The sequence below is a fragment of the Bhargavaea sp. CC-171006 genome, from assembly GCF_009761675.1.
In the GTDB taxonomy this organism is placed as follows: Bacteria; Bacillota; Bacilli; order Bacillales_A; family Planococcaceae; genus Bhargavaea; species Bhargavaea changchunensis.
Map to the genome: position 1 here is coordinate 102,478 of NZ_QUZH01000027.1, position 14,239 is coordinate 116,716.

15 protein-coding genes are annotated in these 14,239 nt (G+C 55.8%); 1 reads left to right on the top strand and 14 read right to left on the bottom strand.

What is annotated here, in order from left to right; genetic code table 11:
• Positions 1-41: 41 nt before the first annotated feature.
• From recG to DZC51_RS12675, 5 genes are all read right to left on the bottom strand, one after another.
• On the bottom strand, positions 42-2,078 hold the full coding sequence (gene recG, locus DZC51_RS12655; protein ID WP_157296710.1) for an ATP-dependent DNA helicase RecG: 2,037 nt from the start codon (positions 2,076-2,078) through the stop codon (positions 42-44).
• Positions 2,071-2,973 carry an L-serine ammonia-lyase, iron-sulfur-dependent, subunit alpha gene (gene sdaAA / locus DZC51_RS12660; RefSeq protein WP_157296460.1) on the bottom strand — a complete coding sequence of 301 codons (903 nt, stop codon included), beginning with the start codon at positions 2,971-2,973 and terminating at the stop codon, positions 2,071-2,073. The genes recG and sdaAA overlap by 8 nt, the downstream gene beginning before the upstream one ends.
• Positions 2,974-2,987: 14 nt before the next feature.
• A complete protein-coding gene (sdaAB, locus tag DZC51_RS12665; RefSeq protein WP_157296463.1) occupies positions 2,988-3,650 on the bottom strand; it encodes an L-serine ammonia-lyase, iron-sulfur-dependent subunit beta in 663 nt (220 codons plus the stop codon).
• A 135-nt stretch (positions 3,651-3,785) separates the two neighbouring features.
• Positions 3,786-5,444, bottom strand: coding sequence for a DAK2 domain-containing protein (locus tag DZC51_RS12670; protein WP_157296465.1), 1,659 nt, complete (start codon positions 5,442-5,444; stop codon positions 3,786-3,788).
• A gap of 19 nt (positions 5,445-5,463) precedes the next feature.
• Positions 5,464-5,826, bottom strand: coding sequence for an Asp23/Gls24 family envelope stress response protein (locus DZC51_RS12675; protein WP_157296467.1), 363 nt, complete (start codon positions 5,824-5,826; stop codon positions 5,464-5,466).
• Positions 5,827-6,054: 228 nt separating this feature from the next.
• Between DZC51_RS12675 and rpmB the strand changes: the two genes are divergently transcribed.
• The gene (gene rpmB / locus DZC51_RS12680) at positions 6,055-6,243 is read left to right on the top strand and encodes a 50S ribosomal protein L28 (RefSeq protein ID WP_008297256.1); all 189 of its coding nucleotides are present in this window, start codon (positions 6,055-6,057) and stop codon (positions 6,241-6,243) included.
• A gap of 41 nt (positions 6,244-6,284) precedes the next feature.
• On the opposite strand, the gene spoVM is transcribed toward rpmB, so the two are convergent.
• From spoVM to def, 9 genes are read right to left on the bottom strand one after another with little or no spacing between them, the layout of a single operon-like run.
• Complete coding sequence (gene spoVM / locus DZC51_RS12685) at positions 6,285-6,419, bottom strand: stage V sporulation protein SpoVM (protein ID WP_092049012.1); 135 nt, start codon at positions 6,417-6,419, stop codon at positions 6,285-6,287.
• Between the two features lie 14 nt (positions 6,420-6,433).
• The gene (locus tag DZC51_RS12690; protein ID WP_157296469.1) at positions 6,434-7,084 is read right to left on the bottom strand and encodes a thiamine diphosphokinase; all 651 of its coding nucleotides are present in this window, start codon (positions 7,082-7,084) and stop codon (positions 6,434-6,436) included.
• A complete protein-coding gene (gene rpe / locus DZC51_RS12695) occupies positions 7,081-7,746 on the bottom strand; it encodes a ribulose-phosphate 3-epimerase (RefSeq protein WP_157296470.1) in 666 nt (221 codons plus the stop codon). Before rpe ends, DZC51_RS12690 begins: the two co-directional genes overlap by 4 nt.
• Complete coding sequence (gene rsgA / locus DZC51_RS12700) at positions 7,743-8,630, bottom strand: ribosome small subunit-dependent GTPase A (protein ID WP_157296472.1); 888 nt, start codon at positions 8,628-8,630, stop codon at positions 7,743-7,745. Before rsgA ends, rpe begins: the two co-directional genes overlap by 4 nt.
• 51 nt (positions 8,631-8,681) lie before the next feature.
• Positions 8,682-10,625 carry a Stk1 family PASTA domain-containing Ser/Thr kinase gene (gene pknB / locus DZC51_RS12705; protein ID WP_157296474.1) on the bottom strand — a complete coding sequence of 648 codons (1,944 nt, stop codon included), beginning with the start codon at positions 10,623-10,625 and terminating at the stop codon, positions 8,682-8,684.
• A complete protein-coding gene (locus DZC51_RS12710; RefSeq protein WP_157296476.1) occupies positions 10,622-11,383 on the bottom strand; it encodes a Stp1/IreP family PP2C-type Ser/Thr phosphatase in 762 nt (253 codons plus the stop codon). The genes pknB and DZC51_RS12710 overlap by 4 nt, the downstream gene beginning before the upstream one ends.
• Positions 11,384-11,442: 59 nt before the next feature.
• Positions 11,443-12,792 carry a 16S rRNA (cytosine(967)-C(5))-methyltransferase RsmB gene (gene rsmB / locus DZC51_RS12715; protein WP_157296478.1) on the bottom strand — a complete coding sequence of 450 codons (1,350 nt, stop codon included), beginning with the start codon at positions 12,790-12,792 and terminating at the stop codon, positions 11,443-11,445.
• Positions 12,789-13,730, bottom strand: coding sequence for a methionyl-tRNA formyltransferase (fmt, locus tag DZC51_RS12720; protein WP_157296480.1), 942 nt, complete (start codon positions 13,728-13,730; stop codon positions 12,789-12,791). The genes rsmB and fmt overlap by 4 nt, the downstream gene beginning before the upstream one ends.
• Positions 13,727-14,221: a peptide deformylase gene (gene def / locus DZC51_RS12725; protein WP_157296482.1), complete on the bottom strand. Its 495-nt coding sequence runs from the start codon at positions 14,219-14,221 to the stop codon at positions 13,727-13,729. The genes fmt and def overlap by 4 nt, the downstream gene beginning before the upstream one ends.
• Between the last annotated feature and the right edge of the window lie 18 nt (positions 14,222-14,239).

Sequence of the window (14,239 nt, forward strand, 5' to 3'; positions counted from 1 at the left end):
CATGATTACCGCAACATAAAAAACCGACAAACGGATTCGAGTCAGTCGATCCGTTCGTCGGACAGGACCCCGGACTGTTCGATCATGGTCCGGAGAGGTTCATATTCAGGGTCATTCCAGAATGACTCGGACGCGATGAGTTGTTCCGCATCCAGCCTGGCTGTATTGAGTGCACGATAGTCATGGACAGGGTCCGCCACCTTGAAGTCCGGCATGCCGCTCTGCTTTTTCCCGAAAAAGTCTCCCGGGCCGCGAAGCTCGAGATCCTTTTCGGCAAGGCGAAAGCCGTCGTTCGTCTCGGTCATCGACTGCATCCGTTCCTTGCCGATTTCCGTCTTCGGATCGGCCAGAAGCACGCAATAGGACTTGTGCGCCCCGCGTCCGACGCGGCCCCGAAGCTGGTGCAGCTGCGCGAGGCCGAAACGCTCGGCATCCGAGATGATCATGAACGACGCATTCGGAACGTTAACGCCGACTTCGACGACCGTCGTCGAGACGAGCACATGCAGTCCGCCTTCGGAGAATTCCCGCATGACTGCTTCCTTATCGTCAGGATGGAGGCGCCCGTGCATGAGCCCGACATTGAACCTGCCTCCGAAATACTGCCGGATCTGCTCATACATATCGACCGCATTCTGGACGTCGAGCTTGTCGGACTCTTCGATGAGCGGGCAGATGACATATGCCTGGCGGCCCTGCTGCAGCTCCCTTCCCATCCGCTTAAGAACAGCAGGAAACGCTTCGCGCTTGGTCCAGTAGGTTTCAATCGGCTGGCGTCCCGCCGGCATCTCGTCAAGGATGGAGACATCCATCTCGCCAAATGCCGTGATGGCAAGCGTCCGGGGAATTGGCGTTGCCGTCATGAAGAGCACATCCGGATCCTCCCCTTTTTCCTTAAGAACCCGGCGCTGTTCCACTCCGAAACGGTGCTGCTCGTCGGTGATGACCAACCCGAGCTTCCGGAACGCCACATCAGGCTGGATCAGGGCATGCGTGCCGATGACCAGATCAATTTCTCCCTCTCCCAGCTTTTCAAGGATGATCCGGCGCGCCTTCGCTTTCGTCGAACCCGAGAGCAGGGCCATGCGGACGCCGAAGGGTTCCAGCCAATCCGCCAACGTCTGGGCATGCTGCTCTGCGAGAATTTCCGTCGGTGCCATGAGCGCCCCCTGTGCGCCGGCAGTGATTGTCGCATAAAGGGCGATCGCTGCCACGGCAGTCTTCCCCGATCCCACGTCACCCTGAAGAAGCCGGTTCATGCGCACCGGCTCCTTGAGCTCTGCACAAAGCTCATTGACGACCCGCTTTTGCGCGCCGGTGAGCTCGAAAGGCAGTGAGTCGATGAATGCCCTCAGCTTGTCCAGGTCATAATGGAGTTCCGTCCCCTTGCCCGTTTCTTTTCTGGCCTTTTTGATCGCCTGCATCTTCAGTTGATAGCCGAGGAACTCCTCGTAGACAAACCGGCGGCGGGCATGCTTTACATGTTCCCCATCACGCGGAAAATGCATGCCTTCGAGCGCTTCCGCGATTCCCGGCAGCTTGTATTTCTCCAGGAGTTCGGCAGGCAACGGATCCGGAAGGTCGCCCGCCACAGCATCCAGGGCAGCACGGATGTACCGGCGGACCGTCTTCTGATGCATGCCGCCCTTCAGGCTGTATACCGGCTCAAAATCCTCCCCGGCCTGCTTCGGGCCTTCCTTGAATGAGCTGACATTGATGACCTGCCGTCCCCGGTCCCATTTTCCGGTGACAGTGATCGTCATCCCCGGTGTGAGGCGGTGCTTGAGATAATGCTGGTTGAAGAATACGGCCTTTACGAGATGGCGTCCAGCAAGCATACGGATCTGCAGCCTGGACCTGTTTTTTCCCGAAAAGAAAACGGAAGGCTCGCTTTCGACCCTTCCTTCAATGGTGACCCGTTCTTCATGAGGTGTTTCAGCCAAATCTTTCAGACGGTTGTCTTCATGGCGGTACGGGAACATCATGACAAGATCCCCTACCGTACGGACACCCAGATTCTCCAATGACCCGGCAGCTTCCTTGCCGATGCCCTTAAGAGCAGTGACCGGTTCAGTCAACCACACTTTCTTCCGCCTTCTTTCCGAAAATCTCCGCCTCGAGTCTCTTGCCCGTCGGTGTCGCGGCCAGGCCTCCTTTAGCCGTTTCACGCAATGCGGACGGCATCGACCGGCCGATCCGGTGCATCGCCTCGATGACTTCGTCTGTCGGGATGACACTCTTGACGCCGGCAAGCGCCATATCCGCTCCGACCAGCGCCTTGGCGGCACCCATCGCATTGCGCTTGACGCACGGCACTTCCACCAGCCCCGCGACCGGGTCACAGACCAGTCCGAGCATGTTCTTCATGACGATGGAAAATGCATCGGCACTTTGCTGCGGTGTTCCGCCGGCCATCTCCACGATTGCCGCGGCAGCCATCGAAGCGGCGGAACCGGTCTCCGCCTGGCAACCGCCCGCTGCTCCGGAGATCGATGCGTTGTTTGCCACGACAAATCCAAACGCCCCGGATGTGAACAGGAAATTGATCATCTGCTCGCGCGTCGGGTTCAGCTTGTTCTTCACGGCAAACAGCGTACCCGGCACAATGCCTGCTGCTCCTGCGGTCGGCGTTGCGCAGATCATGCCCATTGCGGCATTGACCTCATTCGTCGCTACGGCCTTGCTCACGGCATCGAGGAGAAGGTCTCCGGAAAGTGATTTGCCGCTCTTGATATAGTTCTGGATGAGGACGGCATCGCCGCCTGTCAGTCCGGAAGTTGAGCTGACGCCTTTCAGCCCTTTCTCGACCGCTTCCTCCATGACTTCGAGGTTACGCTCCATCTGTGCGACTACTTCCTCGCGGGAACGCTTGGTGATCTGCATCTCCTGCTCGATCATGAGTTCGGAAATCGGCCGCCCGGATTCCTCAGCGAGCCCGACCAGTTCTTTAACTGTAGAAAATAAAATATCCAATGGAATCCCCCTTATCAGTCTGCAAGTATCGAAACTTGAGTCACATTGTCAAGGTCAGTGATGAGACGGATCATGGAGTCGGTGATGATCTGGTCGACTTCAATGACCATTAGCGCCATCTCGCCTTTTTCTTTTCGCCCGCACTCCATGTGCGCGATATTGATGCCGTCAGCCGCGAGTGCGTTTGCAACACTTGCAATGACGCCGGGCCGGTCGTGGTGGACGATCAGCAGTGCAGGGTAGTGGCCTGTCAGCCTCAGCGTGAAGCCGTTCAGTTCCGTCACTTCCATCTTGCCACCGCCGATCGAGATGCCTGTCAGTTCCATTTCACCCTTCGCGTCGCCGATGCGGACTTTAGCGGTGTTCGGATGCTCCGGCTCATCGGATTCAGTGATGAATTCGAATTTCAGCCCAACCTGTTCAGCTTCTTCGAAAGCCGTACGGATCCGTTCATCATCCGTATCATAATCCAAAAGCCCGCCGACAATAGCAACATCGGTGCCGTGGCCTTTGTAGGTTTCTGCGAATGATCCGTACAGACGGATTTCCGCCCATTCCGGCTGGCGTCCGAAGAGAGTCCTGGCCACACGGCCGATGCGGGCGGCTCCTGCTGTATGTGAGGATGAGGGTCCGACCATGACCGGACCGATAATATCAAAAACCGATCTGAATTTCATAAGTTACAGTCCTCCTTGGGGACGTTTCCCCTATTTTACACGATTTCGTGATTTTTCTCAAAACACACGTTCGCTGCAAGCGCTTTCTGCCGCTTTATAAAACAGCGCACCGAATGCCCGGTGCGCCTGTTTTTTTTATTCGGCAGAGATGATGTACGGGTACAGTGGCTGCTTGCCTTCGTGGATTTCCACTTCCACATCGGGATACTGTTCCTCGATATATGCGGCAAGTTCGTCCGCCCCTTGGCGCGTTGCCCCTTCGCCGAAAAGAATGGTCACGATTTCCGAATCCTCATCGACAATCTCCGGGACCAATGACTCGGTGACACTCTTGAGCGAAGGGTCGGAATTGACGATTTTGCCGTCAGCCATTCCCATATAGGAACCTTTGCGGATTTCGACGCCGTCAATGGTTGTATCGCGGACTGCGGTCGTTACTTGACCCGTCCGGACATGCGAGAACGCTTCCGTCATGGATGCTGCATTATCGGATACCGATGCCTCGGGATTAAAGGCAAGGACGGCAGCCAGGCCCTGAGGAACGTTTTTCGTCGGAACGACCGCCGCCTCGATGCCTGACACTTCAGCCGCCTGCTCTGCAGCCATCACGATATTTTTGTTATTCGGGAGAATCAGTGCACGTTCCGCACCGACTTCCCTGATCGCCTTGACGATGTCTTCCGTCGATGGATTCATCGTTTGGCCGCCCTCAATGACATATGAGGCACCGATGCTCCTGAACAGCTCTGCGATACCGGGCCCCATCGAAACCGTAACGATCGCATACGGATGTTTCGCAGGCTGCGCCGCACGGGCAGGCTCGTCCTTTTCAAGGATGGCTGTATGTTGTTCCCGCATGTTCTCGATTTTGATTTTGATCAGGCTTCCATACTTTTTACCGTAGGAAAGCACTTCCCCGGGGTCTTCAGAGTGAATATGTACCTTGGCGATTTCATCGTCCGAAATGACGAGAAGCGAATCTCCGTAGACGCTGAGGTCATCGCGGAACTTCGATTCGTCAAACGGGTTGTCCGCCGTCTTGTCTTCCTCGAAGCGGACCATGAACTCTGTACAGTAGCCGAATTCAATCTCCGATGTATCCATGAACCCCTGAACGCTTTTGTGGTGCTCGGCATTGACCAGGTCATCCATGGACGTCCGCAGAGAAGCTTCCGGCAGTTCTTCGCCCCTGAGTGCAGCGAGGAAACCTTCATAGACAAACACAAGCCCTTGGCCGCCGCTGTCCACGACTCCTACTTCCTTAAGGACCGGCAACAGGTCGGGCGTCCTCTGCAGGGAAGCTTTCGCTTCGTCTGTGAGCGCCTCCATCACCTTGATGATATCCGTTTCCGCTTCAGCGGCATCGACCGCTTTTTTCGCGGCATCTTTCGCTACAGTGAGGATGGTGCCCTCCACTGGCTTCATCACTGCTTTATATGCAGTATCCACGCCGGCCTGGAACGCGCCGGCAAATTCCTTTGCATCCAGCGTTGCCATGTCCTCGATCGCCTTTCCGAAACCGCGGAACAGCTGGGACAGGATAACACCGGAATTTCCGCGCGCACCCATAAGCAGGCCTTTGGAAAGGGCCTGCGCAGTTTTTCCGATATGATCGTTTGCCGCCTGTTCCGTTTCTTTCGCTCCGGATGTCATGGACAGATTCATATTCGTCCCAGTATCACCATCTGGCACTGGAAAGACGTTGAGTGAATCGACGAAGTCCGCATTATTGGAAAGGTGATGGGAGCCCATCATCACCATTTCCGCAAATCGATGTCCATCTAATTCTTTCATAAACGTTCGCTTCCTCCTTTTACAGGTTCGTCACACGGACTCCCTGGACAAAAATATTGACGGAGCTGACCGTCATTCCCAATTGTTTGCTCAATGTATATTTCACCTTGGATTGGACCTGGTATGCGACCTCGGAAATCTTCACCCCATAGCCGACGATGACGTACATGTCGATATGGAGATCTTCTCCTATTGAACGGACAACCACACCTCTGGTGAAGTTTTCCTTGCGGAGGATGTCAGTCAGGCCGTCCCGGATTTGATGGCGGGATGCCATCCCCACGATTCCGTAGCACTCGACAGCCGAGCCGCCGGCCACCTGTGCGATCACATCATTCGAAATTTCTATAGTACCGAATTCATTTTTAAGTCCGATCGACATGGTAACGCCTCCTGTGAGTCCATTTTGGCTAACGTCATTGTACACTACTGTCCTGGAATAGAAAAGACACACCGCAAGCTGTTCCCGTGATGGCTGTAAAGTGTTTTTTCTTGATGCTTGCTGTAAACCTGTTGCATCGCCGGCTAATTTATGCTAAATTATTTTAGTATGTGAGATGGCGAACAGACGGGATTCCGTCTTCATCTTCACCGAAGAGGAGGGAAAAACATGCCTAAAAAATGTGTTATTACAGGCCGCAAAGCAAGCGCCGGCAACAACCGCTCCCACGCGATGAACGCTAACCGCCGCACTTGGGGTGCCAACCTTCAAAAAGTGCGCATCATGGTTGACGGCAAGCCGAAGCGCGTATGGGTTTCCGCACGTGCTCTGAAGTCCGGTAAAGTCCAGCGCGTCTGACCTGTTAAATATCGCAAAAAGAAATGCCGAGCTGACCTGAGTCAGCTCGGCATTTTGCTTTTTCTCCGTTTTTTCTTCTTCGCAACAGGCTTCCGTTCCTCACGCTGGAAAAGCGTCAGGCACTTGCGCGCAAAGCTGCTCACCATTTTGGGCAGCTGGAATGTGTACACTCTCATCTCGTCCGCTCCTTTCAGGCATCGATGCTTCTTACAACCAAACATATGCCTGTCTCGAATGAGATAGTACATTCCCCGACGCCGGCTTCATTGCTCGTGAAGAGCGTCGTTCCCGGCAGGATCTCAGCATTGTCCGCTTCATACCTGAATCCCCTGAGCGTCATTCCCTTCACAGGTCCGCCGAATGAAAAGAAAGAAATATACCGGTATTCTCCGCCATCCCTCAGCACATGCCTGCCGGGACGGAGAAAGTAAAGTTCATTATTCGGATCAACGATTCTGAATCTGATTTCCGGATGCCTTTCCTGCAGCCGGTAAACGGCGTGCATGGCCGACTGCGCATGGTCAAGCCGTCCTCCCGTCACGCCGGTGAGCGTAACGGTCCCGGGCTCCAGACATGCCGCCCCGGCAAGTGCCAGTTCAGTATCGGTCTCATCCTTTTCCTCCCCGACACGGACGACACGATCCGAAACTGCCGAAATCTCCTTGAACTCATCCTCTGTGACCGAGTCAAAGTCCCCGACTGAAAGCACAGGACGGATGCCGAGGCGCACAAGACGGAGAGCGCCTCGGTCGGCACCGATAAAAACGGTGCCCTCTTCAGCGCCAGGCCTGATACCGGCTACATCAGGCCCACCCGCCACGACCACAGCTTCACGGATCATTGGAGTGCCGATACCCCTGCTTCCCGGATTGCGGCAATCGCCGCAGCCCGGTCATCCTTATTATATATTGCCGATCCGGCCACGAATACATTCGCCCCCGCCTTGGCACATTCCGCGATCGTGTCTGCGGTAATGCCGCCGTCCACTTCGATCTCGGTGGAAAGTCCACGCTCGCGGATCATCGCACACACCTTGGAAATCTTCGGCACCACTTCGCGGATAAACGATTGGCCGCCGAAGCCGGGGTTCACCGTCATAAGCAGCACCATATCCAGGTCATCGATCACATACTCGAGGACTTCATGCGGAGTATGGGGATTCAGGACAACCCCTGCCTTAACCCCAAACGAACGGATCAATTGGACGGTCCTGTGAAGATGGGTGCATGCCTCCGCATGTACGGTGATGATATCTGCCCCCGCCTCCGCAAAATCGGCAATATAGCGGTCCGGATCCGAAATCATCAGATGGACGTCAAGCGGAAGTTCCGTTACGGGTCGCAGCGCCCTTACAATATTTGGTCCCAGGGTGATGTTGGGCACAAAATGCCCGTCCATGACGTCCACGTGAATATAGTCGGCTCCCGCCTGTTCCACTTCCCTTACTTCCTCCCCGAGTTTCGCGAAATCGGCGGAAAGGATGGATGGCGCAATTTTAATCATGATGGATACCTCGGCTTTCGGTCTATGATTTCCTGCAGGAACTGAACATAATGGTCATACCTGAACTGTTCGGCCTCACCGGACTCTACAGCGGCCTTTACTGCACATTTCGGCTCTTTCAGATGAAGGCAGCCCCTGAACTTGCAGTTTTCGGCCAGCTCCGAGAATTCCGCGAAGCAGCCGGACAGTTCCTCTTTCTCAAGATGGTCGAAGTCAAGCGAGCTGAAGCCCGGTGTATCGGCGACCAGGCCGCCGGCAAACTCGATCAGTTCCACGTGCCTTGTCGTATGCCGGCCGCGCCCGAGCGAGTCGGAGATTTCGTCTGTTTTCAGTTCAAGTTCCGGCATAAGCGTATTGAGCAGGGTCGACTTCCCGACACCCGACTGTCCTGTGAGAACAGTCGTCTTCCCCCTGATGATCGGGTCGAGCTCCCCGGCAATCGCCCCGTCCCCCATACTGGTTTCCAGCACAGTATAGCCGATTCCCCGGTAGTAATCTGTGTACCTCCGGACTTCAGCAGCACTGCGATCTTCCAGCAAGTCGGTCTTGGTCAGGATGATGACCGGCTCAACCCCGTAAGATTCAATGATGGCAAGGAACCGGTCAAGCAGCTTTGGAGAAAAATTCGGCTCCTTTGCCGAGAAGACGAGGAGCGCCTGGTCGACATTGGCGATCGGCGGACGGACCAGTTCGTTTTTGCGCTCATGGACATTCACGATGACAGCGTCATTCTCACCGTCTTTTTCGTAGTCCACGAAGTCTCCCACAAGCGGAGTGACACCGCGGACCCTGAAGACCCCCCGGCCTTTGCTCCGCACCGTCTCGCCATCATCATACAAATAGTAGAACCCGCTCAATGCCTTGCGGATCTGGCCCTGTTTCAAACTTTCACCTTCCCTTTTCCGAATTTTCCCGGATGCTGTGAGGAGCTGCGCCTATTCATATGGAATTGTTGCCTCATCAATTGTCTCTCCGTCACGGACGATCTTGTAGGCTCCGGTCTGCCCCTCGCTGATCTCAAGCCGTATACGCCTTGTCTCATCGGCGGAGATCGCGAAGGATTCTGCAGGCTGATCCATTGTCCGGGTATTGTCACGGATATAGATCTCCACAGCCTGTTCAGCCTCCTCTTCCGACGGCTCATACGGAATGGTGATCGCCTGGATGTAAGTCTTCACAGGCTTTGCCTCAGGCCCTTTGGAAAGGACAACCTCTATCGTGCTTCCTTTTTCAAGTTCCGTACCAGCTTCCGGATCTTGCGAGATCACCCGGCCTGCCTCGACGCTGTCCGATGGCTTTTCGGCAACGATCCGGATATTGAATCCGGATCGCTTTGCATAATCGTTCAGCTGTTGCTCGTCGAATCCTGACAGGTTTTCTGTCCCGATCATTTCGAGGCCTTTGCTGACCGTCAGCACCAAGTCTGTCTGGGAAGGGGCGATTTCCTCGCCCGCTTCCGGATCCTGGCTGATGATCGTGCCCGGTGCCTCTTCCGAGAACTCTTCTTTTATTTCCACATTCCGGAATCCATAGTCTTCCAGCACATCAGAGATGGACTCATGATCCCGGCCCGTAAAGTCAGTCAGCTCGACTTTTTCAGGCCCGATGCTCACCACCAGATCGATGGTTTCTCCTTCATCGCGGACCCTGCCGGCCTGAGGGCTCGTCCTGATGACAGCTCCTTCCTCGATGTCCGGTGAATGTTCTTCATCCGTTTCACCTGCAAGGAAACCTGCCTGTTCAAGTTCTTTGGCTGCTTCTTCGGCGGTCATGCCCGAAACATCGGGCACTTCTGCCTGCCTGGTTCCGATCACCCCGGTCATATAAAGGACGATGCCGGTGAACAGAGCCAGCAGGATGATTCCACCCAATACCAAAGGCCACTTTTTGCGTTTTTTCTTTATCGGTGCCTTTGCCTCATCAGCAGGCTCCGGTGATGAAGACGTGACAGTGTTGGTGCCGATTGTACTTTCTGATGCAGGCTCATCCCTGATTATCGGGATGGCCTTAGTCGCTTCCTCATCAATCGGCGGCGGTTCATAAGGGGCTTCGCCGGACCGTTCGGGTGACAGGACCGTATGGAGGTCCCGAAGCATCGCTTCAGCGGACGGATATCGTTCCGCTGAATCTTTGGCAGTCGCTTTCAGGATGACATTTTCAAGACTTTGCGGGATGTCCGGCCTGAGAGCCCGGACCGAAGGGGTCTGTTCCTGCAGATGCTTCAGTGCGATGGAAACTGCAGATTCTCCAGAAAACGGGAGCTTTCCTGTCAGCATCTCATACAGTACGATCCCCAGCGAGTAAATATCGGTGCGTTTTGTCGCCATCCCTCCGCGTGCCTGCTCGGGCGAAAGGTAGTGGACAGTCCCCATCACCGAGTTGGTTCGTGTGAGTGCGGTGGCAGACAGTGCCATCGCAATCCCGAAATCGGTCAGTTTCACCTGTCCTTCGCGGTCCATCAGGATGTTCTGCGGTTTGATGTCACGGTGGATGATGCCATGCAAGTGTGCTGCTGTGATGCCTGAGCACAATTGCTTCATGATCTCCACTGCTTCCGCAGGAGCGAGCGGCGCATGATCCTTGATGTATTCCTTGAGTGTCTGGCCTTCTACGTACTCCATGACCAGGTATTGCAGATCGCCGTCTTCGCCGACATCATAGATGTTGACGATGTTCGGATGTACGAGCGAAGTTGCCGACAGCGCTTCACGCTGGAACCGTTTCCTCAGCTCATCCTCGTCCGAGAAGTCTTGCCTGAGGACCTTGATGGCGACCGGCCGGTCAAGAATGATGTCCTGCGCGAGGTAGACGGTGGACATGCCGCCTCCGCCAAGCAATCCGAGAACTTCGTAGCGTCCGCTGATCCGTTTTCCGATCATCCGGCATCAGCCTCCCGAACACCGTTATCAATCAGGATGACGGATATATTATCTTCGCCGCCCCGTTCATTGGCCAGGTCAACCAGTGCGTCCGCACGCTCGGTTGCGGTACCTTCACCGGCAACTGCCTCTGCGATTTCATTTTCCCCAAGTTTATTGCTCAGACCGTCGGAACAGAGCAGGAGCGCGCTCCCTTCCGGCAGCCGGAGAGGAATGATATCGGGTTCGACCCTGTCGTCAGTACCCAGTGCCTTTATGATGAAGTTCCGCTTCGGATGGTTGCGGGCTTCCTCTTCGGTAATTTCTCCCGAATCGACAAGAAGGCTGACGAGGGAATGGTCCTTGGTGACCTGTTCGAAGCCCTCCGGTCCCAGCCTATACGTCCGGCTGTCCCCGATATGGCACAGAGTCACTTCTTTGCCAGCGATCACCGCTGCTTCGAGTGTCGTTCCCATTCCCCGGCATTCTTCATTGGTAAGGGAATGTTCGAGCAGGCCGTGGTTCAGTCTTTCTGTTACGCCGGCAAGCCAGTCGGCGCGGCCGTCATCTGTATTGAGCGTGGTGATGTCAGCCTTTCCGAACTCTTCTCCAAAACCTTCGACGGCCATCCTGCTAGCCGTGTCACCGCTTTTATGGCCCCCCATGCCGTCTGCAACCACAGCCAGCATGAACCGGCCGCCATCTCTTGTGAAGAGGCCGGTCCGGTCTTCGTTGATGCGCCTTTTCATTCCGACATGTGTCCGGACTGCAACTTCCACTTTGACTCCCCCGTTTCCATTTACAGATACCCCGAAATTCCGGGGTCAGGTCCACCGGCTTATTCCGGTTTTCTGAAGGCGGCCACGAAAAATCCATCGCCGCCGAAATCTTGTGGCAGAACCTGAAGCATACCGTCCTCGTAGCGGAGACCTTCCGGCATCACTTCGCGGAGATCTGCACGTTCAAGATCCGGATGTGCATCTAGAAATGCCTCGGCCGTCATACGGTTTTCTTCCCTGTCGACCGTGCAGGTGCTGTAGACCAGCAGGCCGCCGGGTTTCAGAAAATGATAGGCCTCTTCAAGCAAGCTTTTCTGGATGTCCGGCAATCCGCCGATCTCTTCTTCCGACTTTGAATATTTGATGTCCGGTTTCCTCCGGATGACACCGAGACCGCTGCACGGCGCATCGACCAGGATCCTGTCGAAGGAGTCCGGTTCCAGGCGACCCGCAAGTTCACGGCTGTCCGCAGAACCTGTTCGGATGTTTTGCAATCCAAGTCGTGCCGCGTTCTGGTCGATGAGCTTCACTTTGTGGGGATGCAAGTCGAATGCCAGGACTTCGCCGGTGTTTTCCATCCGTTCTGCGATATGGGTCGTTTTGCCACCCGGTGCTGCGCACATGTCGAGCACCGACATGCCAGGGCCCGGATCCAGTACCATGACGGGAAGCATCGAGCTCTCGTCCTGGATGGTGACATACCCTTCCCGGAAAGCCCGGCTTCTTGCGGCATTGCCTCCCCGAATACGGATTGCATCCGGCACGATCGGACTCGGCTGGACCGAGAAGCCTTCATCCCCGAGCATGTCCAGGACTTCTTCGCGTGTGGCCTTTGTCCGGTTCACACGCACAGTCTGGACCGGAGATTCATTGTTCGCCAGCGCCATATCCCGTGCCGTCTCTTTTCCGTACTGTTCTGTCCAGCGGCGGATCATCCACTCGGGATGGCTCGTTTCGATCGAGGTCCGCTCTTCCCAGGTCAGGCCGCTTCCGATTTCCCTTGGGCCTTGCCGGAGGAAAGAGCGGAGGATGCCATTGACCAGCGATGCAATTCCCTTGTGGCCGCGCCGCTTGGCAATCTCCACCGCTTCATTCACCGCTGCGTGCGGAGGTATCTTTGAAAGATAGACCATCTGGTACACCGATAGCCTGAGCAATTCACGAACCCAGTCCTCAAGCTTGCCGCGCACAAGCGGCTCAAGGTGGTAATCGAGCGTCATCCGGTGCTGGAGCGTGCCGTAGGTCAGTTCGGTAAGAAGGGACCGGTCCTTGTCATCAAGGCCATACGTTTCGATCGTGCGGTTCAGCAGCAGGTTACTGTAGGCCTGATCGCGCTCAACCGCCAGCAGAATGCTTAGTGCAGCGTCCCTAACGTTCCCGTCCCATCTCTTATCTTTTTTCCGGCTCATATGAAACGGTCTCCTGACTTGATGTGCGAGCCGGCCCCGTTCAGGTATCCCCGGGTCTCCATCCGCTTTTTGCCGGACGGCTGGAGTTCAAGAATCCGGACGGCCGTGCCATCGCCGGCCTGTACCGTAATGACACCGTCATCCGTCGATATGATTTCACCCGGGGAAGCACCGGATTTGCCATCGGCCTTTTCTGAACGCCACATTTTTACGGTCTTCCCGTCCAATTCGGTATAGGCAACCGGCCACGGGCTGAGGCCGCGGATCTGATTGTGCACGGCACTTCCCGGCATCGTCCAGTCAATGCGCTCCTGCTCGCGTTTGATGTTCCCCGCGAACGTGGCTTTTTCATGGTCCTGAGGGATGCGTTCGTTCGTCCCGTTGATGACGGAAGGCAGGGTCTCTTTAAGCAGGCGGGTACCGGCTTCCGAAAGCCGGCCGAACAGCTCACCTGTGTTGTCATTCCCGCCGATCGGCACACGCACCTGGGAGATGATATCGCCCGCGTCCAGCTTTTCTGCCATATACATGATGGTGACACCCGTCTCCTCCCTGCCATCCATGATCGCCTGATGGATCGGCGCTCCTCCCCTGTATTCAGGCAGCAGGGAAGCATGGACATTCAGGCAGCCGAGCGGAGGTGCTTCAAGCAGCTCTTTCGGCAGGATCTGGCCGAAAGCGGCCGTTACGATCAGGTCCGGCTCCAGCGAGAGAATTTCATCCAGCTCGGCTGAACCTTTCAGCCTGCCCGGCTGGATGACCGGAAGTCCGAGTCTGAGTGCTTCCTCTTTGACCGGAGGCGGTGTGAGAACCCGTTTGCGTCCGACGGGCCGGTCCGGCTGGGTAACGGCAGCGAGGAGTTCATAACCCTCTTCATGAAGCATGCGGAGGATCGGCACTGAAAAATCCGGTGTCCCCATGAATACGATGCGAGTCATTCCTCTTCCTCCTCTTCAGCCGCTTCCAGTTCCTCCTCAGGTACGACCCGGATGATTTTCGAGTCGAACAGGATTCCGTCCAGATGGTCGATCTCGTGAAGAATCGCCCTCGCTTCGTAATCTTCTGCTTCAAGCTCGTACCATGAGCCGTCGCGATCCTGTGCATGGACCTTTACATGGAAAGGCCGTTCCACTTCGCCGTAGAGGCCGGGAAAACTCAGACACCCTTCCACTTCAGTTTCCTTTCCACCCGTTGCCACGACTTCCGGGTTGATGAGCCAGATCGGATCCTGGCCCTCACCGAGATCGACGATGGCCGCGCGTATCGATTTGCCGACTTGCGGCGCTGCGATGCCGATGCCGTCCGCATCGATCATCGTTTCGTACATGTCGTCCAAAAGCGTTTGCAGCCCGTCACCGAAATCAGTGACCGGCTTGCAGGATTCCGTCAGTATCGGGGACGGATGTTGCACGATTTCAAGGATTGCCATTGATGATTCCCCATTTCC

What these genes read in the sequence shown, in the direction of transcription:
- rpe (WP_157296470.1), bottom strand. Translation starts at nt 7,746, where the DNA reads ATGATTAAAATTGCGCCATCCATCCTTTCCGCCGATTTCGCGAAACTC.
- def (WP_157296482.1), bottom strand. Translation starts at nt 14,221, where the DNA reads ATGGCAATCCTTGAAATCGTGCAACATCCGTCCCCGATACTGACGGAA.
- DZC51_RS12675 (WP_157296467.1), bottom strand. Translation starts at nt 5,826, where the DNA reads ATGTCGATCGGACTTAAAAATGAATTCGGTACTATAGAAATTTCGAAT.
- rpmB (WP_008297256.1), top strand. Translation starts at nt 6,055, where the DNA reads ATGCCTAAAAAATGTGTTATTACAGGCCGCAAAGCAAGCGCCGGCAAC.
- rsmB (WP_157296478.1), bottom strand. Translation starts at nt 12,792, where the DNA reads ATGAGCCGGAAAAAAGATAAGAGATGGGACGGGAACGTTAGGGACGCT.
- sdaAB (WP_157296463.1), bottom strand. Translation starts at nt 3,650, where the DNA reads ATGAAATTCAGATCGGTTTTTGATATTATCGGTCCGGTCATGGTCGGA.
- fmt (WP_157296480.1), bottom strand. Translation starts at nt 13,730, where the DNA reads ATGACTCGCATCGTATTCATGGGGACACCGGATTTTTCAGTGCCGATC.
- spoVM (WP_092049012.1), bottom strand. Translation starts at nt 6,419, where the DNA reads ATGAGAGTGTACACATTCCAGCTGCCCAAAATGGTGAGCAGCTTTGCG.
- pknB (WP_157296474.1), bottom strand. Translation starts at nt 10,625, where the DNA reads ATGATCGGAAAACGGATCAGCGGACGCTACGAAGTTCTCGGATTGCTT.
- DZC51_RS12670 (WP_157296465.1), bottom strand. Translation starts at nt 5,444, where the DNA reads ATGAAAGAATTAGATGGACATCGATTTGCGGAAATGGTGATGATGGGC.
- DZC51_RS12690 (WP_157296469.1), bottom strand. Translation starts at nt 7,084, where the DNA reads ATGATCCGTGAAGCTGTGGTCGTGGCGGGTGGGCCTGATGTAGCCGGT.